Origin of the sequence: Marinobacter salexigens (assembly GCF_002806945.1) — a bacterium.
Classification (GTDB): Bacteria; Pseudomonadota; Gammaproteobacteria; order Pseudomonadales; family Oleiphilaceae; genus Marinobacter; species Marinobacter salexigens.
The window spans coordinates 124,679-148,430 of sequence record NZ_NIHC01000001.1; the positions used below are offsets into that span (position 1 = coordinate 124,679).

General features: G+C 57.0%; 20 protein-coding genes. 15 read left to right on the plus strand and 5 right to left on the minus strand.

The genetic code is table 11. The annotated features are described in order from the left end of the window. The first annotated feature begins 157 nt into the window (after positions 1-157). The 9 genes from CDH47_RS00615 to CDH47_RS00655 all read left to right on the plus strand — a co-directional run bounded on the left by CDH47_RS00615 (position 158) and on the right by CDH47_RS00655 (position 11,336). Entirely contained in the window at positions 158-1,729 is a 1,572-nt protein-coding gene (locus tag CDH47_RS00615; RefSeq protein ID WP_100637904.1) for a sigma-54 interaction domain-containing protein, read from the plus strand. Further along, on the plus strand, positions 1,726-2,424 hold the full coding sequence (gene vasI, locus CDH47_RS00620) for a type VI secretion system-associated protein VasI (RefSeq protein WP_239985535.1): 699 nt from the start codon (positions 1,726-1,728) through the stop codon (positions 2,422-2,424). The genes CDH47_RS00615 and vasI overlap by 4 nt, the downstream gene beginning before the upstream one ends. A 38-nt stretch (positions 2,425-2,462) precedes the next feature. Further along, positions 2,463-3,920 carry a type VI secretion system protein TssA gene (gene tssA, locus CDH47_RS00625; protein ID WP_100637905.1) on the plus strand — a complete coding sequence of 486 codons (1,458 nt, stop codon included), beginning with the start codon at positions 2,463-2,465 and terminating at the stop codon, positions 3,918-3,920. 47 nt (positions 3,921-3,967) lie between these two features. Next, positions 3,968-7,585: a type VI secretion system membrane subunit TssM gene (gene tssM / locus CDH47_RS00630; protein ID WP_100637906.1), complete on the plus strand. Its 3,618-nt coding sequence runs from the start codon at positions 3,968-3,970 to the stop codon at positions 7,583-7,585. A 71-nt stretch (positions 7,586-7,656) separates the two neighbouring features. Next, positions 7,657-8,541 (plus strand): DNA ligase, encoded by an 885-nt coding sequence (locus CDH47_RS00635; RefSeq protein ID WP_100638706.1) that lies wholly within the window; start codon positions 7,657-7,659, stop codon positions 8,539-8,541. Positions 8,542-8,689: 148 nt separating this feature from the next. Beyond that, positions 8,690-9,013, plus strand: coding sequence for an ElaB/YgaM/YqjD family protein (locus tag CDH47_RS00640; protein WP_100637907.1), 324 nt, complete (start codon positions 8,690-8,692; stop codon positions 9,011-9,013). Beyond that, positions 9,013-9,519 carry a hypothetical protein gene (locus CDH47_RS00645; RefSeq protein ID WP_100637908.1) on the plus strand — a complete coding sequence of 169 codons (507 nt, stop codon included), beginning with the start codon at positions 9,013-9,015 and terminating at the stop codon, positions 9,517-9,519. Before CDH47_RS00640 ends, CDH47_RS00645 begins: the two co-directional genes overlap by 1 nt. A 289-nt stretch (positions 9,520-9,808) precedes the next feature. After that, positions 9,809-10,387, plus strand: coding sequence for a porin family protein (locus CDH47_RS00650; protein ID WP_100637909.1), 579 nt, complete (start codon positions 9,809-9,811; stop codon positions 10,385-10,387). Positions 10,388-10,553: 166 nt separating this feature from the next. Continuing rightward, positions 10,554-11,336, plus strand: coding sequence for an ATP-binding protein (locus CDH47_RS00655; RefSeq protein ID WP_100637910.1), 783 nt, complete (start codon positions 10,554-10,556; stop codon positions 11,334-11,336). A gap of 10 nt (positions 11,337-11,346) precedes the next feature. Here the strand turns inward: CDH47_RS00655 and CDH47_RS00660 are convergent, their stop codons facing one another. From CDH47_RS00660 to pdsR, 3 genes are read right to left on the minus strand one after another with little or no spacing between them, the layout of a single operon-like run. Next, on the minus strand, positions 11,347-12,654 hold the full coding sequence (locus CDH47_RS00660; protein ID WP_100637911.1) for a DUF3422 family protein: 1,308 nt from the start codon (positions 12,652-12,654) through the stop codon (positions 11,347-11,349). Beyond that, on the minus strand, positions 12,651-14,738 hold the full coding sequence (locus CDH47_RS00665) for an ATP-binding protein (protein WP_100637912.1): 2,088 nt from the start codon (positions 14,736-14,738) through the stop codon (positions 12,651-12,653). Before CDH47_RS00665 ends, CDH47_RS00660 begins: the two co-directional genes overlap by 4 nt. Positions 14,739-14,741: 3 nt before the next feature. Beyond that, the gene (pdsR, locus tag CDH47_RS00670; RefSeq protein ID WP_100637913.1) at positions 14,742-15,443 is read right to left on the minus strand and encodes a proteobacterial dedicated sortase system response regulator; all 702 of its coding nucleotides are present in this window, start codon (positions 15,441-15,443) and stop codon (positions 14,742-14,744) included. Between the two features lie 193 nt (positions 15,444-15,636). Between pdsR and CDH47_RS00675 the strand changes: the two genes are divergently transcribed. The 5 genes from CDH47_RS00675 (at position 15,637) to CDH47_RS00695 (ending at position 20,037) form a co-directional block, all read left to right on the plus strand. Continuing rightward, on the plus strand, positions 15,637-17,907 hold the full coding sequence (locus CDH47_RS00675) for a marine proteobacterial sortase target protein (RefSeq protein WP_338037987.1): 2,271 nt from the start codon (positions 15,637-15,639) through the stop codon (positions 17,905-17,907). Beyond that, positions 17,904-18,548 carry a class GN sortase gene (locus tag CDH47_RS00680; RefSeq protein ID WP_100637914.1) on the plus strand — a complete coding sequence of 215 codons (645 nt, stop codon included), beginning with the start codon at positions 17,904-17,906 and terminating at the stop codon, positions 18,546-18,548. Before CDH47_RS00675 ends, CDH47_RS00680 begins: the two co-directional genes overlap by 4 nt. A gap of 47 nt (positions 18,549-18,595) precedes the next feature. Continuing rightward, positions 18,596-19,303 (plus strand): 1-acylglycerol-3-phosphate O-acyltransferase, encoded by a 708-nt coding sequence (locus tag CDH47_RS00685; RefSeq protein WP_100637915.1) that lies wholly within the window; start codon positions 18,596-18,598, stop codon positions 19,301-19,303. Positions 19,304-19,390: 87 nt separating this feature from the next. Next, complete coding sequence (locus tag CDH47_RS00690) at positions 19,391-19,633, plus strand: GlsB/YeaQ/YmgE family stress response membrane protein (RefSeq protein ID WP_100637916.1); 243 nt, start codon at positions 19,391-19,393, stop codon at positions 19,631-19,633. A gap of 2 nt (positions 19,634-19,635) precedes the next feature. Then, positions 19,636-20,037 carry an MAPEG family protein gene (locus tag CDH47_RS00695; protein WP_100637917.1) on the plus strand — a complete coding sequence of 134 codons (402 nt, stop codon included), beginning with the start codon at positions 19,636-19,638 and terminating at the stop codon, positions 20,035-20,037. Positions 20,038-20,090: 53 nt separating this feature from the next. Here the strand turns inward: CDH47_RS00695 and CDH47_RS00700 are convergent, their stop codons facing one another. Next, positions 20,091-20,531, minus strand: a complete 441-nt coding sequence (locus CDH47_RS00700) for an OmpA family protein (protein WP_100637918.1) — start codon at positions 20,529-20,531, stop codon at positions 20,091-20,093. Between the two features lie 193 nt (positions 20,532-20,724). Between CDH47_RS00700 and CDH47_RS00705 the strand changes: the two genes are divergently transcribed. Next, a complete protein-coding gene (locus tag CDH47_RS00705) occupies positions 20,725-22,173 on the plus strand; it encodes a rhomboid family intramembrane serine protease (RefSeq protein WP_100637919.1) in 1,449 nt (482 codons plus the stop codon). Positions 22,174-22,297: 124 nt separating this feature from the next. Here CDH47_RS00705 and CDH47_RS00710 read toward each other — a convergent pair whose 3' ends face one another. Continuing rightward, positions 22,298-23,752, minus strand: a complete 1,455-nt coding sequence (locus tag CDH47_RS00710; protein WP_100637920.1) for a B-box zinc finger protein — start codon at positions 23,750-23,752, stop codon at positions 22,298-22,300.

Here is a 23,752-nt window from a genome sequence, read left to right on the forward strand (position 1 = left end):
GGTTCTGCTTTCCAAAACCCTGCGTAGCCATGGATGGCGGAGCGGAGCCTACAGGGACGTATTCACGGCGTGTTTTGGAAAGCAGAACCCCACGCTGTGCGACCGGGTCAGTACAGGACCGGATAACAGGAACATAAGGGAAAGAAAAATGGGACGGATGCAGATGGAACTGCACACCGGCATTGAACTGGCAGTAGCACTGACGCGCCAAACCACATTGCCGGCTTTGCTGAAAACCGCCACCACACAACTGGAAAACGCCTTCGGCCTAACCCGCTGCTGGGCACTAGAGCTCGATCTCAGCGGCCGCACCCTCCACTGCAGCGACCTCGCTGAAACCGGCGAATTCGACTGCGGCGACTTCAGCCACCCCTTCGCCCACCTGCTACAAACCGGCAAAGCCCGCGAACTCACCCGGGCCGCCAGCTACCGCCTCGATCACCCAGGCTTCCAAAACCTCATCGAAGCCAGCGACCGCCCAAAATCCCTCTGGCTAGAACCTTTAAAAGGCGACGACGGCCGAACCCTCGGCATACTCATCCTCTGCCGCGACGAATGCGACTGGAGCGGCATAACCGCCCAGCCTCTGTATCGTGGCCTCCTGCAGTTGCTCACCCACCAATGGATTGTGCAACTGCAAAGCCGCGACCAGGTATGGCAACGCCGCCTGCTCAAACGCTCACTGGACAACCTGCACGACGCCGAAACCCTCCGCAAACGCGGCGAAAAACTCGCGCAAACACTTGTGGGCGCTTCAGAATCCATGACCAGCCTGCGTGCCCAGGTGGTTCGTGCTGCCAGCAGCCAATTGTCGGTACTCGTTCAGGGTGAAACAGGCTGCGGTAAAGACGTAGTGGCCACAGGCATTCACGAATTATCCGATCGCGCCGATGGCCCCATGGTGGTCGTCAACTGCGCCGCCATCCCGGACAGCCTGCTGGAGAGCGAACTCTTTGGCCACACCAAAGGCGCTTTCTCCGGCGCCGACCAGGCCAAAGAAGGCCTACTGGCACAGGCCAATGGCGGCACTCTGTTTCTGGATGAAATTGGCGATATGCCTATGGCGCTGCAATCCAAACTCTTGCGAGTGCTGGAAAGCCGTCAGTTTCGCCCCCTTGGGGCACAAAAGGAACAACACTCCGACTTCCGGCTGGTTGCGGCCACCCATCAGCCCCTGCGTCAAAGCATCGAAGACGGCATGTTTCGCCGGGATCTGTTCTACCGTCTGAGCCAGTTCCCGCTGCAGATCACACCATTGCGGGAACGCCCCGACGATCTCGAATCCCTGAGCCGCCACTTTATCCGCCTGTATACCGAGCGCGAAGGTGCAGGTCCGTTGGGGATCAGCAGCCACGCCCTGAAACTGCTGGCTACTTACGATTTTCCGGGAAATGCCCGGGAGCTGCGCAACATCATCGAGCTGGCGTGCTTGCAGACCCCGACGGGAGATGACATCCAGCCGGAAGTGCTCCGGCATACGGATTTGTTTATAGACCCATGCGCTTCGCAAACGCCCGGCGCTGAGTTGCCTGGCACGGAAACCGCAGCCGGCCAGGGTACAGAAGGCATTCGCGACCTCAAAGCCGCCGCTCAAGCCTTCGAAGCTGCGGTTATCCGGGATCGTTTGCGTCAGTACGGCGGTAACCGCGCCCAGGCCGCCGAAAGCCTGGGCCTGCCAAAACGCACCCTGGCCCACAAGTGTTTGAAGTATCAGGTAACCGACCTATGAAACATGCAGTGGAGCATTTCGCTGCGCGCGCCTGGGCGCTGTTTAACCGGCTCTCTTTCACCGGCTTTTGTGTGAGCCTCGGGATGCTTGTGGCGGTCAATGCCCCTGTGCAGGCTGGATTATTGGAAGACGCCCGCAAGTGCACCAGCGAAACCCAGCGCCTGCAGCGGCTGGCCTGTTTCGATGAAGTGTTTGGCACCCCATTGGCGGAACCCGAAGCCGGATCTCTGGCCGGTTCTCCCGGCCGGCCAGCTTCCGAACGCTGGCGCCAAGCCTATGCCCTGGTAGATACCGCTGCCGGAGGCGTGCGCTACCGCGATACCAATCAGGCTGCCGGCCTTCTGGTTACAGTGCCAGCCTTGGGTGCACAGCCGCCCCGGCCTTTGCTGGCCCTGCAGTGCCACAACAACATCACCGAATTGACTCTGATGCTGCCCGAACCGCTGGAAGCAGAGCGGGTAAACATCGGACTTGGCGCATCAGACAACACCGCCCAAAACGCCTGGCGAGTGCGGGACAACGGCTATGTGCTCAGCATCGGGCGCGGTTTACCGGCAATCCGTGCTGTTAAAGCCATAGAGCGGGAAACAGATATTCGTGTGTTCTCACAAAACAGCCGTATCGACGGCCTGTTGTTCGATTTGACGGGGTTTGAAAGCGCCATTCGCCCGCTTCGTGAACATTGTGGCTGGTAACCGGTGCGAGTAGCACAAGGACGTGAGGGGAAAGGATTATGCAGGTAATAGAACAGCATCCCTACATTGAACAGGTGATTACGCCACTGGAAGGCGAGTCGCCCTCAGGACAGGCGCTGGGTGAAGATGCCGCCCTGGCGTTCCTGGAAGACGAGATCATGAAAATCGGCTCCCTTGCCCACACGGATATTGACTGGGGCAAGGTTGAGAGCGAATCCCTGAAAATCCTGTCTGCCCGCAGCAAGGATCTGAAAGTTCTGGGCTTTCTGCTAATTGCGCTGCAGCGCGGTGGCGACGGAGAGCGTTTCGCCCTTTCCCTGTATCTGCTCCAGTGCGTGCTTGATGGCTGGTGGGATGCAGGCTGGCCTTACCCAGGTGACAAGGGCAAGCGGGCTCGGAAAATGATGTTCACCCAAATGCTCCAGCGGGCGGTCAAAGGTGTCGATGGAAAAACCTTTGATGCCAGCGTTGGAGACGGGCGCAGCTATTGCCTTGAGGTACTGGCAAAACTCCAGGCCCAGGCAGAACAAAAAGAGTTGCCCGATGATGCCCTGGTGGACCTGAAACGGGCTGTTGAAAAGCTGCCTCAGGTGCAGGAAACCAGCGTTCACTCTGAAAGCAAACCAGAGGTGCAAGCTACAAGCCCATCCAGTACCCCAGGCGATAGCACCAAAGCGAGCGCCGCAACTTCGAGTGCGCCCGCCAGCGCATCCCTTGGTGCGCTCACTCTGGACCCGAGCGATGAGCGGGCCACCCGCCAAAGCCTGTTGAAAGTGGCAGACATGCTCACCGCAACCGAGCCGGAGCGGCCCCTGGGTTATCAGATCCGCCGTTATGCCGTCTGGCAGAGCATTACATCGGTGCCGCCTACCCGGGATGGCAAGCGGTCAGACTTGGCGGCAGTGAGCGCCGACCGGGTTGCGGACTACCGGGAAGCCCTGGAAAAAGCCCCGGATCATGCCCTGTGGCAGCGCATCGAACAGAGCCTGTCGGTCAGCCCTTTTTGGCTTGAAGGCCACTGCCTCAGTGCCAGGGTGGCTGCCGCTTTGGGGTGTGATGCTTGCGCCGAAGCTATTCGCGTTGCTGTTAACGAATTTGTGGAGCGGCTGCCGCAATTGGCGGAGCTGACCTTCAACGATGGCACTGCGTTTTTGCCTGCGGAAACAGAAGACTGGCTTTTATCTGCGCCCGCCAGCGCACAGGGACAGCCCGGCGGTGGTGCCAGCCCATGGGAACAGGCGTATGACACTGCCCGGGAACTGGTCGCCCAGAAGGGACTGGCGCCCGCCATGCAGCTGCTGGAAGACGGGCTGGCGGGTGCCAGGGAACCGCGGGAACAGTTTTATTGGCGCCTGGCGTCAGCTCGGCTGATGAAAGACAGCGGCCTGGTAAGCCTGGCATCCCGGCAGATTCAGGATCTGCAGCGGCAAGTGGGCGTTTTGGCCCTTGAGGATTGGGAGCCCACGCTCCTGAAACAACTTGAACGGCTCGCCTGAAGGCGAAATCGAAACACAGACTATTGAAAGACGCACACACAGCAGGAATGGACACCATGTGGAGAAAAGCTTTACTCATCGGTCGCTGGCTTTTGCCATACGTTAAAAATGCGGCACCGGTTACCCTGGCGCTGGGCCTGATTGCGCTGTTGGTAGCCACTTGGTGGCTTGGGCCAAAATGGGAAGTGCGCGGCGAGTTCCCGCTGGCGGCCTGGCAAATGCGGGCGCTGGTGACTCTGGGCGTTGTGCTGCTGGTCGTCATGGTCTGGGGCACGGTTCTGGCCCGCCGCCTGGGTAAGGTGAATGCGGCGAAAGCCGAGGAACAGCAGGAACAGGAAGACCCGATTCTGCCCATGGAGCGCCGCCAGCAGCGCTTGCTGGATCGTCAGCTCACGGCGCTCAAGAGCAATCTGCCTGGACGCCGGGGTGTTTATCGCTTGCCCTGGTATCTGGTTATGGGCCTGGAAGGCGCGGGTAAGTCGAGCCTCATCCAACGTTCCGGGCAGACATACACCCTCACCAACGTCACCCGCAATAACCGCGCTGACCGCAACCCATTTGGTTTCGACTGGTGGATTGGCGATAACGGCGTGCTGATTGACCCGGATGGCGAACTGCTGAGTCAGGGCGAGAATCAAAGCACCGCCGGGGAGATTCAGCAGCGGTTGTGGACGCATTTTATCCAGTGGTTGGAGCGCAATCGCTCGCAGCGCCCGCTTAATGGCGTGGTACTGGCCATTGATCTGGCGCAGCTGAGCACCGCCAGTGAAGCCAAGCGGGAAGCCCACGCCATATTGCTGCGCACCCGCCTGAGGGAACTGATGGAGCAGATAGGCTCGCGCCTGCCGGTGTATGTCTCCTTCACCAAAATGGATCTGTTGTACGGCTTCGGGCCTTTTGTTCGCAGCCTCAGCAAGCAGGAAAAAGAACAGGCTCTCGGGTTCACCTTTCAACTGGAAGGTCAGTTGGATAATGACGACTGGCTAAATGAGTTCTCAGAGCGCTATAGCGACATGGTTGCCCGCCTAAGCGAGCGCTTGCCGGATGTGCTGGCCAATACCCGGGACGCAGAAGAACGGGCTGCTGCCTACTCATTTACCCGCCAACTGGCAGGCATGAAGTCCGGGCTGGAAAACTTCCTCACCAGCCTTCTGTCGGCTGATGCCTTTTCAACACCGGCCCTGGTTCGCGGCACCTACTTCACCTCGGTTGTTCAGGAAGGCGTGCCGGAAGACGCCTTTGTGTCGGCCGCCGCCAGTCACTATCACGTATCCGGGCCGATTCAGCCGGCCCAGCGCACAGGCCAGTCTGCAAGCCTGTTTACCCAATCGCTGTTCCCGGGAATTATCTATCCGGAAGCCGGGCTTGCGGGGGATAACCGACGGGTTGTACGCAGCCGCCAACGCCGCGTGGCCGTTGCGGCTGTTGTGGCTGTCTGTGCCGGTGCCGGTGTAACCGCGGGTTGGCAGCATTACTTTATCAAGAACGCGGAAGCCGCAGCCTCGGTTGAAACACGGGCCAAAAGCTTTATCAATAACTGGCAGCCCGTCGGTTTCGAGCCGGATACTACAGGGCACAACCTGCTGGAACCTCTGGATCAGTTGCGCGACGCAACCCTGGCATTCGGAGATCATCGCAAAAAGTGGCCTGTGGTCAGTGAAATGGGGCTGTACCAGGGCCACAAGGTGGGCCCGGAAGTGGAAGCTTCCTACCTCGATATGCTGGCTTACCAATACCTGCCGGCCCTGATGTTCGGAGTCATGGATGAGTTGAGCCGGGCGCCGGATGGCAGCCCGGAGCGCCTTGAGCATCTGCGGGTATTGAGAATGCTCTACGATGCCGGTGGCCGCCGCACGGATATTGTCACCAACTATATGCGGGAATACTGGCAGCGAGCCTTCCCGGCGCGCGGGGATGTTCAGGAGCGGCTGATGGACCACCTTGACTACGCAATGGCTCATACCGACTTGGCCCAGCAGGCCCGGAACGGTGATGTAACCGCCGATATGGCGTTGGCACCTTTCAAAAGCAGCGTACAGTGGTCGCAACACGAGTTAGGACGCATGTCGACGCCAGATCGCGTTTACCGGGATCTGGAAGTGGAGGCTGCCCGTGAATTCAGCCAGCCAAACGATCTGGCACGTACCTCTGGCCCTGCGTTCAGTAACGTATTTGTGCGCGTGGACCAGTATGGCGAGCCGGTGTCGGGCTGGTCGGAAGGGCAGCATGCACAAGCACCGGAAGCGGCTGAGGATCCTCTGAGCATTCCCGCCTTGATGACCCGGGGTGGCCTGGAAAAATGGTTCCTGCGCAAATCATCCACGGTTACTGAGCTGGCACTGATCGATGCCTGGGTGCTGGGCCGCCGGGACAATGTGGACTTCAGCAAAGCCGATGAGGCAGAACTGCAGGCCAGTTTGCAAAACCTCTACGCCGAACACTACGCCAATGCATGGCGCACCGCCCTGAGCCGGGTGGATGTCCAACGGTTTGACGATCTGAACCACGGCGTGCGGATACTGGAAAGCCTGACCGGCGGCCATCAGCCCCTGGCCCAGTTCCTCGGGCAGGTGAGCCGCAATACCCAGCTGATTCCTTCCGCCGAAGGCGAGGGCGCCATGGCGCGGGAGCTGCTGGAGCAGTCGCCCCACTTCCGCATGTTGCAGAACATCGAGCGCCAGTTCGCTGACCTGAACCAGCTTACCCGCAAGAATGGCGATCAGCCCACCGGGCTTGAGCAGATCATGCTGGTGGTCAAGGATTTGCACGAATACATGCGCAATGTTCAGGAATCACCCGACAAGGGCAAGGCCGCCCTTAATGCAGCCCGAGCCAGAATGGAGCTGCAAGGGGTAGACCCAATTTTCACCCTGCAGCGCATGGCCGGGCACCAGCCGGAGCCGATGAACCGGCTGTTGAACCGGCTGGCAACGGAAAGCTGGCGCGTGCTGCTGGACCAGGCCGTGGCGCAACTGGAGAGGGAGTGGTATCGGGAGGTTTACCAGCCGTTCCAGCAGAATCTGGCCAGGCACTACCCGTTCAACGCCAGCGCCGGTCGTGATGTGGCCCTGCAGGACTTTGAGCGCTTCTTCGCACCGGACGGAGTGTTGGACACCTTCTACAAGGACAACCTGAAGCTGTTCCTGGAAGACCATCCGGAGCAGGTAGGGGATGCCCGCCGGGCCAGCCTGGTGCGTCGGGATGTGCTGGCGTCATTGAGCAGCGCGGACAAAATCCGCAGTGCTTACTTCACCCGCAGCGGCACCCTGGATGTGGAGTTTGCTCTGGAGCCCCTGAACCTGTCCTCCAATAAACGCCGCAGCGTGGTGAATCTGGATGGCCAACTGGTGGAGTTCAGCCATGGCCCGCGCCAGAGTATTCCACTGGTCTGGCCAAACACCCTGCGCGAAGCGGTGGAAAGCCGGATTACCCTGGTGCCGGTGCAGGTTAACCGTTCACCTCGCAGCATTTCAGAGAATGGCCCCTGGGCGTTGTTCCGCCTGCTGGATAAAGCTGACATCACCGGCGTCAGCAACAGTGCCGTGGATGTGCGCTTTCAGGTGGATAACGGCGAGATGCGCTATCGCCTGCATGCGGCAAGTAACATCAACCCGTTCACACAGCAGTTGTTATCCGGCTATCGGATACCCCGCAGCTTGTACTGAGTAGCGTGTCTATTTTAGAAGGCAATGGAGTGCCGATGGTGAACCTGCAGAAGACAACGGGCATGCAAGGCATGCCGATCCGTCAAACCCGGAGTGTTTTCAGGCTTTTTCTGTCTGCTTTGTTGCTGGCTCTGGCGATATTTGTGCGAGCCGGCGAGGCCAGCCCGCCGCCAGTGCCCCTGGCCAACACCTATCAGCAAGGGGTTGCACTGGAGAATTACTGGATCAGCGAGAAGCTGGATGGGGTCAGGGCTTACTGGAATGGCCAGAGCTTTTTATCCCGCAATGGCAAGGTTTACCAGACGCCTGACTGGTTTACTGCGGATTTCCCCAGTGTGCCTCTGGACGGTGAGCTGTGGATGGGGCGCCAACGCTTTGCTCAACTTTCCGGGGCCGTGCGTAAGCGGGTACCGGTGGACAGTGAATGGCAAGAGATTCGTTTTCATGTTTTCGATTTGCCAGGCCCCGGCCCGTTTTACGAGCGTTATGAGCAGCTGAAGACGCTGGTGGCTAAAGTGGGGTCCCGGCATTTGAGGTTGCTACAGCAAAAGCCAGCCTCTACTCATGCTGAGTTGATGGCTGAGCTGGACAGAGTCGTAGCAGCAGGCGGTGAAGGGCTGATGTTGAAACGGCGAGAGAGCTACTACAGAGCAGGCCGTTCCGATGATTTGCTGAAAGTGAAAACCTTTGAGGACGCCGAGGCCGTGGTGGTCAAACACATACGCGGCAAGGGTCGCCTGCAGGGCATGATGGGGGCATTAGAGGTTGAACTCCCGAGTGGGCGCCGCTTCCGCATCGGCACCGGGTTCAGCGATGAGCTGCGCGCCCGGCCACCGGTACCCGGAACCCGCATAACCTTCAATTACTATGGACTCACTGCGACCGGCTTGCCGCGTTTCGCTAGCTTTCTGCGTGAGCGTAATGATGACCCCGAGCCCAGAGGACCAGAACCCTGACACAGTGTTACCTGCGAGGACTGGCTACAGTTACGGATTCCCGACCCTGTGCTAGAGTATTTTGTGAGCGGTCTTGCAGGCCAAAGAGTTAACAGGCCTGTTCCAGCCCGTTGTCGAATGAAATCAGGAAACAGTCAGGAGACAGCCCATGGAAAAGCAAACTGCAAAAGATGATTACGCCCGCGTGAAAGATGACCTTCAGGTACTGCGTGACGACATAGCATCCCTGAGCAAAGCCTTTGCGGAAAGTCAGAAGGCCGGTGCCAATAATCTGAAAGACGAAATCAGCCGTGAGGCTCAAGCGGTATTTGAAAACCTGCGCAAACGGGGCGACGCAGCCCTGACTCGTGCTACAGAAGCAGGCTCACAAACGGTAGAAAGCGTGGAGCACAAAATAGAGGAAAGGCCATTTCTCAGCATTATTCTTATGTTTCTGGCGGGTGTCATCGTGGGCAAGATGCTTGATCGCTGATGATATTTGATTCTGCAAACATCCAGAGCGCCCTTCGCAAAGCTGTCGCCGCTATCATCGGGGTAGTGTTGGCTCTGGTGTTGCTAACTGCGCTATTGGTTACCGGTTTTTATTTGCTGGTTAACGCTGCGACCCTGGCCCTGGCTCCCTTTGTGGGCAAGCCGGGGGCCATGGCAATCACAGGGCTTGCATGTCTGTGTTTGTTGGCGCTTTTCTTCTATCGTATGACCCGCCCACCCCAAAAAAACCGTGATGCCCAAAGTACCCGGTCCGGCCTTGGCTCAGGTTCACCCATCGAGTTATTGCGCTCGCTGATTGCCCGTAACCCGCTAGAGGCTGCAGTGCTGGCTTTTGCGGTTGGTGTTGCAGAGCAGAGCGACCCGAGGTTAAAGAATTTGCTGCTCCAGGGTGGCATGGTTCTGATGCGCCAGTCTTCCGGCACCCCGGAGGCCAGTGATTCAGAGGATGCTCCCGCGCCTTCTCCAGATAAAACCCCCGTCGATTAACCCTTCGCCCCACGCTGACAGTTCCGGCACCTACCTTCTTGCAACCTTGTATCTGTGCTTTCACAGGTATGGCGATGTTCAACCTGAAAGGTTGTAAGCGATTGTTCCGCAATAGTATTTTTTATGAAGATTAAAAAAAGATGAATGGATTTTAGTCCGGATGTAACCCAAATTCGTGACCAGAGGCACTAGGGTACAAGCATGTGTTTCGGGGGCGATGAAGTGATCAACGCAGTCGCCTGAAGAACGCTTTAACGAACGAACGTCTAAACTAGCGAGGAAAAGCACTATGAACTCTAAAGCTCGTATTGCCTGTGCCACGGTTTTGTCTGCCAGCGTTTTTGCGGCTCCGGCAGCCTTCGCTCAAGGTACATCTGACCGTGATGCCTCTGGCCCTTATATTAAAGGTAGTTACGGTGGCTATAAGTCCCACAATGGGGATTTCGACGACTCGAACGATCTTTACGGTGCCGGCCTTGGTTACCAGTTCAACCAGTTTTTTGCGCTGGAGGCGGCGTACATAGATTTTGGCAACTTTGGTAAAGACGACACCAGAGCCAAGCTAAAGGGTGGTTCCCTCGTTGCAATCGGTCGCCTGCCGGTAACCAACAGTTTTGGTGTGTATGCCAAAGCCGGTGCCTTCGCAGCTGCGCTTGATGTGGATGCGTTCAATGAAAGCGAGACCTATGATGAGGTAAGCCCGGTGGTTGGCGCTGGTGTGGACTTCCGCATCACGGAACACCTGACCACGTTTCTGGAGTACAACCGTTACAATGTTGACGTGGACGAGAACGACTTCAATGGTCAGTTGAACAACGATGGCCCCGACTTTGATACCGCTCAGGTTGGCCTCAAGTTCCAGTTCTGATCAAACGTGATGTGCCCTTTAAAAGGTGCAGAGGCTTGGCCTCAGCACCTTTTGCTTGTTTCCTCTCCAATAGCCTGACTGTCGCTCATACAGATATACTGATACCGCATGGCCCGGCGGAGAGTCGGGCTGCAAAACGGTAAACAGCGAAACAGGAAAACAGCTTATGTCTGATAACCAACCCTTCGATTGGTCATCAATATCGGCAGCGGTTTGGCGTCGCCATCGCGCAGGCCTGCGCCCTGTGCGGAGGCTGGACCCGGTTCAGTGGAGTTCTTTGACGGGTATTGACCGTCAACAACAGGCACTTGCTCGCAATACGGAACGTTTTCTGGCCGGTGAACCATCCAACAACGTGCTGCTCTGGGGCGCCCGTGGCACTGGCAAGTCGTCGCTGATCAAGGCATTGCTGAATCGTTATAAAGATCAAGGCTTGAGAATTATTGAAGTGGACAAGGACGATCTGGTGAACCTGCCGGAGATTGTGGATGACATCTGCGATCTTCCCTACCGCTTCATTATTTTCTGTGACGACCTGTCCTTTGATGTGGGCGAATCCGGTTACAAGGCGCTGAAGAGTGTACTTGAAGGCTCGCTGGAATTGCCCCCGGAGAATGTTCGCGTATACGCCACGTCGAATCGCCGCCATCTGATGCCGGAATTCATGTCTGATAACCTGAAAGGCCACACTCAGGATGGTGAGATTCACCCGGCGGAAGCAATAGAAGAGCAGGTGTCGCTGGCTGACCGGTTTGGCTTGCAGCTGTCTTTCTACGCGTTTTCTCAAGAGGTGTATTTACAGGCAGTGGATGCACTCTTCCCGAATGTCACTGATCGGAAGAACCTGCACCGTGAAGCCATTCGGTTTGCAACCCAGAAAGGGGTGCGTAATGGCCGCACGGCGCAGCAGTTTTACCGGCAGTTTTCCGGTGATGAGAACCTTGGCTGAAACGGCCCGGCTACTGCCGTTTTGCCATGCGCATGAAGTGGTGATGCACAAGCCGCACAACCAGATATACCAGAGCAAGGGTGGCCGGAATGGCAATCCCCAGAGCCAGAGTTTTGTTGAAAATAATGCCCGCTTCGTAGATGGAATCCAGGGCCAGTTTGAGCAGACCGATCAGGTAATAGGTGATGGCCACAACCGAAAAACCTTCAACGGTATGCTGCATCATCAGTTGAATTTGTGAGCGCCGGTCCATGGAGCTAAGCAACTGTTGATTCTGGCTCTGTATAGCCAACTCCACCCGGGTGCGCATCATGTCTGAGGTGCGATCTACCCGTTTTGACAGATCTTCCAGCCGTTCGCTCACCGCTTCGCAGGTCTTTACTGCAGGCGTCAATCGGCGGGTCAGGAACTCGCCGATGGTCAGATGCCCTGAGACTTCGTCCTCTCGCAGTTCTTCAAGCCTGGTCAAAACAAGTTGGTGATAGGCTTTGGTGGCGGAAAACCGGAAGGTGGAGTGGGCACGAAACGCTTCGATTTTCGCCGCAATGTTGGTGAGTTTGGCAAGAATGCTTTGTTCATCCAGAGTTTCGTTGTTAGCCAGCGCCTGAGTGATAACAGCCAGTTGCTGGTCCATATCATTTAGGGCTGGCGTGATTTCACGGGCCACGGGCAATGCCAGTAGAGACATCAAGCGGTAGGTTTCGATTTCCATCAACCGCTGAACTAGCCGGCCTAACTGGCTTTCAGACATACTGTAGTTGAGCACCATGAAACGGCCGAAATTGTCAGAGTGCAACTGAAACGTTCCCAGTACCCGCGCAGCCCCTTCCTGTGGGCTGCTGCCTACCAAACGCATGCCTTCGAAGTGACGGCGCATGAACGCAGGTTCTTTGCGGGCATGCTCCGTAGATGGGCTAACGTCAATATGAAAGGCTGCAACGACGATGCCTTCGAGTTGTGCGAGCCAGCCATGAGGCAGCGCGCTGATACCGGTTTCCTCAAATGGCTCAACGTCGGACGGAGCCAGGTTGGTAAAGGTGTAAGCTGTAAATTCCAGATGAACTTCACGGCGAATGCGCAGCTTATCAAAGGTTTGCTCGTAGCAAGTCACTTCCTCCTCTGGCCAGGGTTGTCCCAGCATTCGGTGTAGGCTTTGCAGGTGCTTAAACTGGCTTTTACGCTGCTCTGACGTGGTCAAAACTGCAATGTGACTTACCCTTGCCTGCGGTGGTAATACCTGAAAAGGGCGCGAATGCAGCTCCTGATAGAGGTCAGGGCGTAGGGGGTGAAAATCCAGTGCGACTGTCTTGGCGGTCACGGGTCAGTCCTTGGTTTATCCGTCAGTTTCGGGATGATAACGCGGAAGGACGCGCCGTCAATGTCATTAACCTGCTGATTTTTAGCCTCAACCCGGCCACCAAAGAAGTCTGCAATCAAGCGCACGATCAACAGCCCCTGGCCCAGATGCCCTTCGGTTTTGCCTTCACGTTGGGATACAAACGCCTCGAAAATATTCACGCCCGAGGTGGTTGGCAAGCTTGAGCCTTCGTTAAACACTTCGATTTGGTAGTGGTCAGCGTGTTGGTGCAGGCGTATTTCAATTCTGCCGTTTTCTGGCGTGAAGTCGCGTGCGTTGTCGACCAGTTTGTCCAGCATCTGCACCAGCAGTTCCGGGGAGCCGACAAGGTTGATGCCGGATTCCGGCCCGGTGTAAATCAAGTGATGATGCGGATCCAGGGTCTGATAGGCTGCGCTTGCCTGGCTGACCACCTCGGCCAGATCGAAGGCTTCTTTGTCGGCATGATCAAAACTCTGCTCCAGCCGGGCCGCTTCGCTCATGCCGTTGAGGATTTGTCGCAAACGGTCGGTACCTGCGGTCGCACGCCCGATGTATTGTGAACGTTCTTCTTCTGTTTCGGCGTGAGAAAGGTTTTCCAGAGAGGAACGCACCACGGCCACCGGGGTTTTGAGTTCATGGGACAGGCGCTTTGAAAAGCTCTCCAGGTATCGGTTGTAGCCGTGCAGCCGATCGGCCATCTGGGCGAAATGGTTCTGCAACTGGCCTAACTCGTCCTTTGCACCAGCGCCTGGCAGGGTGCCAATGATTCGGCCATCCGCATCTATGGTGGCGCTGACTGCCCGCTGTAAGCGGGCAATGCGCCATGACAGCCAGCTGGCATAACCCAGTAAAACGAGAGTCAGGCCGATAATGATCAGGGTACTGCGGGCAATAACGGAGCCAAGGGTAGAGCCGGATAACGACAGCAGTTGATCCAGGGATTGTTCGAGGACCAGGGTCCTGCCACCGAATACGGGTCGGCTGGTCATCAGCCATATGCTGTCGTCTTCATGCCGGACAAGCCCTTCTTCAGGCATGGCGTTCATATCCAGCCGGTTGGTGTGGACAGGGAGGCGTGCGGGTGTGGGCTGGTAAAACTGCACCAGTGCACGTAATGCATTAAGGCTGATGTGCTCCACAATTTGTAGTGAGCTGAGATCATCAAATTCCGGGGGTGTCTGGCGCGAAGGCGTTGCCTGTTGGGCAATTACCCAGCCAGCCGGCTCGATCAGCCGGGCAATTTGCCCTTTGCTCATTCCGGGAATCAGTTGCCGTTCGAGTTTGGATTGGCGCTCCACCAGCACCGGTAGCGGGTCTGTTGATGTTGCGGCTTGCGCTAACCCTGAGCTGTCCTGCCATCGGGCGGCAAAACCGAAACGGCTGCCTTGCGGAGGTTTGGGTAGTTTCAATTCAAGCTGCCAGCCGTTGCCCACCCGTTCCCAGTGCCCGCTAACCCGGTAGTCGGGGGTGCCATTGCCTTCCCTGTTTGATGTATCAATCGTCGTGGCATACACCTTGCCCGGTGGCGAGGCGCGCATGAGCCAGGAGGTGGTGTGGGCATCGGGATTCAGCTGCTTGCTATCTGCAGGCTCCAGCCAGAGTTCCAGCTGGTCGTGGGGCTGGTTCGGTGCGCCGGGGTTGAAGAATTCCGGTTGGCGGTTGCTCAGGCGTATCAGCAGGTACAGGTGGCGCTGGTCGGTTGCTGCTTGCCAGTGCAGGGTGGGTTTGCCTGAGCTTTGGGCGGGCGGCTCTGAATAGGCAGCTGGCTGCCAGAGCTGGGGCTGCTCGCCCTCATCGTAACCGGGCCAATCATGGCCGTAGCCGTCCAGATTGATCGGGCTGGTGAGGCTTTCCATGTAAATGGCAGGAGTTTGGGGCGCAACGCTGGGAAGCCCCAAACTGAGGTCGCCTGCGGTGTTTGCCAGTCGATCAGCTTGATCTTGCAGCTGCTGAAGCGCCTGCTGGCGCAGTGCCTGGTCAAGCTCCAGCACGAACTGCAAGCCGGCCCAGGGAATGAGTAGCATCAGCAGGCTGGCGATAAAGAGCTGACGTTTTAAGGTCACGATTTAAAGCTCACGGGCATTCCAGCGATAGCCCATGCCGTAGGCGGTCTGGATGCTGTCGAAGGCGCTGTCGATCTGCAGGAACTTACTGCGGATGCGTTTGATGTGGGAGGTGACGGTGTTGTCGTCCAGGTGTGTGTTGGCAGCTTCCATCAGTTGATCGCGGCTGCGCACGTGGCCGGGGTGTTGTACGAGTGAGTGCAGCATCCAGAATTCGGTCACGGTGAGGTCGATGGCGTTGTCATCCCAGGCTACGGTCATGCGATCCACGTTCAGGTCGAGGCGACCACGTTTCACGATTTCATCCGGTTTCTGCAGGGCTTCTGCCCAGGCATCTGCCCGGCGCAACAGAGCGGTTACTCTTGCCAGCAGGTGCTCCATGCTCATGTCTTTGGTGACGTAGTCGTCTGCGCCCAGGCGCAGGCCGTGGACTGAGTCTATGTCGCTGTCGCGGGCGGTGAGGAAGATGATGGGCAGGGTGGCGGATAGTGAGCGCAGGTCCTGGCACAGGGTGAAGCCGCCTTCGGGTTCGTTGCCCAGGCCGACGTCGATGATGGCAAGGTCGGGGAGGCTTTGGCGCAGTACCTGCCATGCAGCGGATCGGTCACCGTAGGTGGATACGCGATAGCCGCGGCGTTCGAAGGCGGCGCGGTAGTTGTCGCGGATGGCGGGTTCGTCTTCTATCAGGACGAGGTGTTTTTTCATGGTGTTGGCTGTTTGTTTGTGGGCGTTGGGGTCTATTTAAACACGGGGGGCGTTTAGAACAAGGTTAGCTTGCGGGGTTGTCATAATTCATCATTTTTTGTGGGTAGAATGTTGGAATTTGTCATGGGTGGTCCTTTTTGGGTTGGTGAAATGGCGGTGTCTGATTTAGTCATGTAGCCAAAGGATTCTTGCCATGATGTTTTCTTCCCTTTCCTCTCAGCATAGTGCTTTTCCGTTTGCCGCTAACCCGCCCACCCGAGCGGCTGCAGCCCCTCCCGAAACACGCTGTGAATACGTCCGTGTACGCTCGGCTCCGCCATCCATGGCTCCGCACGGTTTCGGGAGGGGCTTCAGCCGCTCGCGCGGGCTCAGTGCAGGGTGCTCAGGCCGTGTCCGACGCTTTATGGAAGGCGTAAGCCTGTGGATGGCTATGTTGTTGGTTTTGTTTGTGCAGCCGCTTTATGCGGAGGCCAACACCGGCAATGAGGATTCCGCAGGAACCTTGCACTTTGTTGACGGTAAAGGGCAGTGGCAGGAACCCGCTTTGGTGCTGGGGAGCGAGTTTGATGTTCGGGTTAGTGGGCTGATTGCAGACAGCAAGCTGGTGCGGACGTTCAAGAACACGAGCGATGACTGGCGTGAGGGGGTGTTTGTGTTTCCGCTGCCGGAGAAGGCCAGTGTTTATGGGCTGACCATGAAGGTGGGGGAGCGGACGATTGTGGGGGAGGTTCAGCCTCGCGCGGAAGCTAAGAAGACCTATGAGACGGCTCGGGATGCCGGGCGGCATGCGGCGAAGGTTGAGCAGCAGCGGCCGAATGTGTTTACCACTCGGGTGGCGAATATTCCGCCGGGGGCTGAGGTGAGTGTGGAGCTGAGTTATCAGCAGTTGGTGAGCTATCGGGATGGGGTGTTTGAGTTGACGGCGCCTACTACGCTGACACCCCGATATATGCCGGGTGAGCCGTTGGCGGTGGCGCCGCAGCAGTGGCAGGGTGGTTGGGCAGTGCCTACCACGGAGGTGTTGGATGCGGATGCGATCAGTCCGTTTACGGTGGATGTGGCCGATGTGGCGGCTGACAGTCACAGGGCTTCAGTCACGTTTACGATTGATGCCGGGCTGCTGTTGGCGCAGGTGTTCAGTCCCAGCCATGCGGTGGCGACTCAGCAGGATGGTCAGGTGGTGACGGTTGAGCCCCAGGCGGGGGACATTGTGATGAATCAGGATTTTGTGATTCGTTGGCAGCCGTTTGCGGGGCAGGAACCGGGTGCGGCGGTGTTTCATCAGCAGTGGGAAGGGGAAGACTATTTGCTGGCGATGCTGGTGCCGGGGCGGGCGGGTAAAGCCCGGTTGCCACGGGAGCTGACGTTTGTGATTGATACCTCGGGCTCTATGGCTGGGGAGTCCATTCGGCAGGCCAGGGAGGCCTTGCAGCTGGGGTTGGAGACGCTGTTGCCCGGTGATCGGTTCAATGTGATTCAGTTTAATTCCCAGCCCCACGCCTTGTTCATGCAGCCGGAAATGGCGACGGCGAATCATCTGGCTCGGGCGCGGCAGTATGTCAGTCGCTTGAAGGCGGATGGTGGAACAGAAATGGCACCCGCGCTGGCCCTGGCTTTGCAAGGGCAAGGTAAGACCGCGGGCGAACAGGCGGATGAATCGACCAGGGTGCGCCAAGTGGTGTTTATGACAGACGGCGCGGTGGGCAATGAGTCTGCGCTATTTGATCAAATCCGTCGCCAGTTGGGCGATCACAGGCTGTTCACTGTGGCTATAGGCTCGGCGCCTAATAGGCACTTTATGCGGGAGGCGGCGCGCTGGGGGCGAGGCAGCTATACCTCGGTGCAGGATCTGGCCGATATGAGCGGCCCTTTGGCCAGGTTGTTTGCAGCTATGGAAGCGCCGGTGATGACGGATATTCAGGTGACCTGGCCGGGGCAGTCTGGCGCGGCAATGGAAGACAGTTTTCCGCAGCGGTCCGGTGATTTGTTTCAGGGCGAGCCCTTGTTGCAAGTTGTGCGCGGAGTGCCGCCCGCCGGTGCGCTGAGCGTGTCTGGCCGTTTGCCAGGTGGTGGAAACTGGCAGCAGAGCCTGGATTTGCAGCAGGCGGCTTCGGGTACTGGGCTGAATCGTTATTGGGCGCGGGAGAAGATCGACAGCCTTCTGGACGATGCACGAATAGAGGGGCAGGAGCCGGATAAAGAGAGAATCACCGAGCTTGCGGTTGCCCACAACCTTATGTCGCCCTATACGAGTTTTGTGGCGGTGGATAAAACACCGGTGCGGGCTTCTGAAAGCGCTTTGTTGCAAGACAATCTGCCAACCCTTCTACCTGCAGGAAGCCAGCCGGGCATGGTGCGCTATCCTCAAACCGCTACCTTTGCACCTCTGATGATTGCTTTGGGATTGCTTGGGTTAATGCTATCTGCTGCGATTGCCCTACTACAAAGGAGGGCGTACCCATGAGTCGCTCACTGTTGCTGTTGATTACAAGCTCAGCCATGTTGCTGGTGTTCGGATTGTGGGTTCCCATAAAAGCCGTGGTGGCTCAGGAACTGCTGGAAATTGCCTGGGCCGAGAGCCAGGCACGACAGACCGAGTCCCGGCCCTGGCCTTGGGCAGATACCTGGCCGGTGGCAAAACTATCCATGCCGGAGCTGGGGGGTTCGATGATCGTGCTAGCGGGTGTTCATGGTGAGAGCCTGGCCTTCGGGCCAGGGCAGATGATGGGCGTTAGCGGTCCGGACAGTACGGTTGTTATTGCCGGCCACCGGGATACCCACTTTCGGCCTCTTGAACACCTGGAGCCAGGCAATGAGCTACAGCTGCAACGCCGGGACGGGCGCTGGCAGGGCTACCGGGTGAGTGCAACAAGAATTGTGGATAGCCGTTCGGAATTCATCGATACCCATCAGTTACCTGCGGGTACGCTTTTGCTGGTTACCTGCTATCCCTTCGACAGCATGGATGCCGGCGGCCCTCTGCGTTATGTGGTGGAGGCCCGGATAGACGATGCAGCTCGTGTAGCCAATATAGAAGGCGTTCACAGCCAGGTTCGACTTAGTCCGGCCGTATTGGACGAAATTGACACTGTCGCAGGCCTATAAACTTGGCGTACACTTGTGCGCCAAAATCCCGGTGCAGAGTTTGTCGTATGGGCTTTATCAGAAGTGTTTTGGCTTGGATGAGTGTTCCCGTGCTTTGTATACTCGCCCTGCCATTCTTTATTGTCAGGCCGTTCAATCCGGATAATAACCGGCTGCTGGCCATTGCATTGGCGCGAACCGGCCGAGCAATACTCGGGATGGAGCGGCCGGTGGAAGGCGCGGGAAACATGCCTCAGGATCGTCCTGTGGTGGCAATTTGCAATCATCAATACAACGATGATCTTTTTGTGGTGGGGGATCTGGTAGCGCCTCGCACCGTAACTGTGGGCAAGTCATCTTTGGTCTGGGTGCCGTTTTTTGGCTGGGCATTCTGGCTGGGGGGCAATGTCATATTGAACCGTGCCCGCTCCCGCAAAGCCGTTGCAGTTATGCAAGCCACCAGCGAGGCGATCACTCGCGAGAATAAAAGCCTGTGGGTTTTTGTGGAAGGCACACGGAGCAAGGGCCGGGGGCTACAGAAGTTCAAAAAAGGTGCTTTTTACGCAGCGGTGACGGCGGGGGCACCAATTGTTATGGTGTGCACTGCCGAATATCGCAATAAAACCCTGGGCAGGCTGGGCAAGCGCGAGCCGGTGAGTATCCGGATTCTGCCTCCGGTGGAAACCATAGGCCTTACCACTGAGGATGTCCCTGCTTTGATAGCTCGCTGTCATAAAGAAATGGCAGAGGTTATCGCCGAATTAGGCCAGGGCTGACGCCTGATCTGGGCTGAAGGTTCTGCCCGGACTAATGGCTCCGGCTAAGGAAGTTCTCAAACGAATTCCCTAAGAGAGGTGCGAACGATGAATCTGATTTTATTCCTGATTATTGGTGGTGTCGCGGGCTGGCTTGCCGGCCTGATTATGAAAGGCCGCGGCTTTGGCGTGTTGGCCAATGTGGGTATTGGTATTGTTGGTTCCTTTCTTGGCGGTTTTGTTTTTCGCCTGCTAGGCCTGGCGGCTCAGGGCGCCATTGGTGAGTTGGTCACAGCGACTGTAGGCGCCGTATTACTGCTGGCGATTGTCAGCCAAATAAGGAAAAGCTGACTATGTTGTTACCTGTTACCGGAGTGTTCGCGGCTGTCCTCGGTATATTGATGTTGGTGCTTTCCGCTTATGTTGTGAAGTTTCGCCTGAAATACAATAAAGGCATGGGAGTAACTGATAACCCCGATTTTCAGGCTGCAGTCCGCGCCCACGGCAATCTTGTGGAGTACGCACCTATCGGCTTGATTATGCTGGGTGTCGCGGAGATGAACGGCGTTGCAAGCGGCCTTGTATACTGGACGGGCATGAGCCTGGTGGTTGGTCGCCTACTGCATGCATGGGGCATGATTAATGGCCATGGTGAGGAGCATAAAGCCCGCGCCCTTGGCATGGTGCTGACCTGGCTGGCGATGCTGGCAGCGGCCATTCTTCTGTTGTGGAATGTTTGGCAAGTGCACGGCTGATTGTTGCAGCTAAAACCTCCGGGGCCGCAGATGCCAGCCCCGGTGCGTCCTTCCTAAAGTGCTTTTGCCATATCGTCGGCAAGGTATTCAAATTCAACCCGGCGGTTGGCGGCCCGGTCATCGGGTGTTGTGAAGGGGCGGGTTGAGCCCCAGCTTGCAACAAGAATTTGCGATTCAGAAACACCTTCCTCAATCAAAAACCTGACCACAGCCTTTGTTCGTTGTCGAGACAGAAACTGGTTATAGTCTTCGGCGCCGAAATTATCAGAGTGGCCATGAATCCGAATACTGGTGCATGGGTTCTGCTTCAGATAAGCCGCATGCTGGCGAACAATTGCCGTGTCTGAGTCGTCCAGTGCATATTTGTTGAAGCCGTAATGAAACCTCATCCGGTGTGGGCGCTTGCCTTCGGCCATGAGGGTAGCTGCATTAAAGCCGGAAGCGACGGCAGCTTTGGCTATCAACTCCGGGTTGTCCAATACGAGTACAGTCATCTGCAGTATCCTTGGTTCAGACCTGTGGTTTTTCTTGTTATTCCCGCTCACTATTACCCGAGACAGAAATAACGGTAATTAGCGGATGGTCGGCATGACCTTCTCACTGAAAATCATTTAAGCGCAGAAACAAGACACTGGTATGATAGAAAACAGTTTTTCAGGGACAGATTATGATGAATTGTGACCGCCCATGTTGATTATTCCTGCAGAGAACGCCATTAACTGGAAGCGCCCGCCCTGGGTGACCTTTGGATTGATGCTCGCCTGTATGCTGGTATTCCTGTTTTATCAGGGGGGAGACAGCCGCAAGCTTGAGCAAGCGGTGGACGTTTATGTGGATTCCGGGCTGCACCAACTGGAAGCGCCGGCTTATGAGGATTATCTGCAACGAAAGATCCGCTTTGAAGGCGAAGAAGAGCGGGTTTTTGAGTTGCAGAGGTTCCAGAAACTGAGGGAGGAAGGTGAAGACTATTGGCTCTCTGCCAGTTTGCTTATGGATCGCGAATTCTATCAGTACCTGCTTCAGAACAGGGATGTGATCTGGGCCCCGGCAGAGCGAAGGCACTGGCTGGAGCAGCGCACCACCATTGAAGAAAGCTACATACAGCGCCTGAGCGCCCAGCAGTTGGGCCTGATTCCCGCAAAACTGTCTTTATACACGCTGATTACCTACCAGTTCCTGCACGGCGGCTGGGGGCACATTATCGGCAACCTGCTTTTCCTGTTCCTCCTCGGTTTTACCGTAGAAAAGGCCCTCGGCCCCGGCCGGTACCTGTTGGCCTACCTGGCCTGTGGTGCTTTATCCGGCGTAGTTTTTACCGCTTTTTCACTGGGCAGCCACATTCCCTTGGTAGGCGCTTCCGGTTCCATTTCCGGGCTGATGGGCATGTACGTAGCCATTTACGGGCTGCAGAAAATCCGCTTTTTCTATTTCCTGGGCGTGTACTTCAATTACTTCCGGGCACCTGCGATAGCCATATTGCCGGTGTGGCTGGGCAAGGAAATCTACGATTACTGGTTTGCCGGTGCGACCGGTGTTGCCTACATGGCCCACGCTGGCGGTTTGTTGGCTGGTGCTGGCCTGGTATGGCTACTGGGCAAAAGCTGGCTACAGGTCCGGGAAGAGTTTTTTGAGCCGGAAGAAGATGAGCAGGACGAACGCTTCACCACCGGTTATGCCCAAGCCATGGCCAGCCTCGGCCGCATGGATTTCGACCTGGCTCGACGCCAGTTTGAGGCCTTGCGCGCAAACTATCCCGACAGACCTATCCTGCTTGAGCACCTTTACAACCTCGCTAAGCTGCGCCCGGATTTGCCCGAGTACCAGGTTCTTACCCGCGAACTGATGAACGATTCTCTGAGCCGTCGACAGCCTGAGCAGATGATTGCTGTTTGGCAGGAGTATCTAAGCAAGGGTGAGAGCTATCACCCTCTAGCTGCGGAAGATCACAACCGGGTGCTGTTCGCCAGTCTCAAACAACATGACGTTAAAGCTGCAGAGAAAGCCTTTGAACGCTTGCGTGGGGCGGATGATCCATTGCTAACCACTGAGGCGTGCAGATTGCTTGCTGAAGAGTTTGAGAAGCTCCAAATGGCGCCGAAAGCGCGGCATTACCGACAGTTGCTTCAGGCTGGCTAGATTCGGAGGTAGCCGGGAGGGTGCGGGGAGGCCCTTCCAAAACACGCTGTGAATACCTCCCTGTACGCTCGGCTCCGCCATCCATGGCTCCGCACGGTTTTGGAAGGGCCTCCCCGCACCCTCCCTAATCTGGCACTGCAAAGGACGCTTTTGGGCCTTTGAGTAGTTCTTTCTTCTCAGCCTGCTCCAGAAACACCGGCACCTGCTCATGCAACGGGTGATTCACGCAGCGCTTCTGAATAAACGTAAGAAACGCCGTCGCTTTCTCCCACTGATTCAGGCCGTTTGCCAGGGTTTGGGCAACCAGCAAGTAGGCAGGAGCCAGTTCGTCGCTTTCCGGAAAGCGCTTGTGGAAGTCCTGCAGTAGTCGTAAGGCCAGTTTGTATTGCTCCCGATGATACAGGCAGCGGGCGCAGCGCACAGCCAGTTCCGGATCGTCCAGTTTGAACCCCGGTTCAGCTGCATCGAGCATGCTTACAACAGACGCTATGCCCTCGCCGTCGTTGCGGTCGGCCAGCCAACCGAGAATCCGTGGGTGATACTGGTAGAGCTCAGTGGCATCGTTTCGGGCAACCAATAACTGGTACAGCTGGCCAATACGCAGCGGATCCTCCCGATTACGCTTCAGAGCTTCCTTCAGCATGCCCTGAACCCGGTCGTAGTTGCCATCCTTCAGGTTCATATCAATGTCAGCATCCAGGCGGGTGCTGCGATCCCGTTGCTGCATGTCCATATCTGAGGAATCGTCCTGAATGTCTGAGGCGAACCCCAGTTCTTCCTGATACTGAAATAACAGATACCCAAGCATGTTGAACAGAATCAGCGTAAAGGTACTGTTCAGAAAACCGGATAATGGCTGTGAAAACCAGAAGGGGAAATGGTTATAGGCAAAATCCTGAGCCACACCCGAGGCCAGGGTTAGCAAAATAAGGTAGCCGTAGAGCAGGAAGTAGGGGGTGCCGATGCGGGAGATCAGCACCGCCAGGTTCATCGGGTTTACGGCTGCGCCAACGGAGCGCTCCATAGCCAACACCATAATGCTGGCGGGCAGTGCGAGTACCACGAAAGCCAGTGCCAGCAGCATCAGCAGAGGGCCACCGAGCATCGCGGCGGCACCAACCAGGCCGCCCATCACAATGAATACCAGTAGCTGGAGAATAACAATATTGAACCCGCTACCGGTAAAGGCTATCGATACTGTAGGCGGTGTCAGATGGCCTTCGGCCGTGTGATTGATCACTGCATAGGTGTACTTGAACAGCGCCAAGGCCAGTACCAGCCAGATCAGGATGCCAACAAGATTAGCGGGAGCAACAAGGGGCACCAGTGTGCAAATTGCAATGACAATCAGCGGATCGGTATGGAACGGGTAACGGAAAAAAGCCCCGATTCGGTTCCAGAACGGCACCACCTCGGTGGCAGCGCCCATATAGCGCATGGCTTTACTGCATGAAGGGCATAGTGCCCGGCGCTGGCGAGTGTCTGCATCGGGCATGCAGCGGCTGCAGAAATGAATCTGACATTCGCCGCAGTGCCATTTGGCAGGGTCGCCTGGGTGGTAGTAGCAATCGTGTTTCAT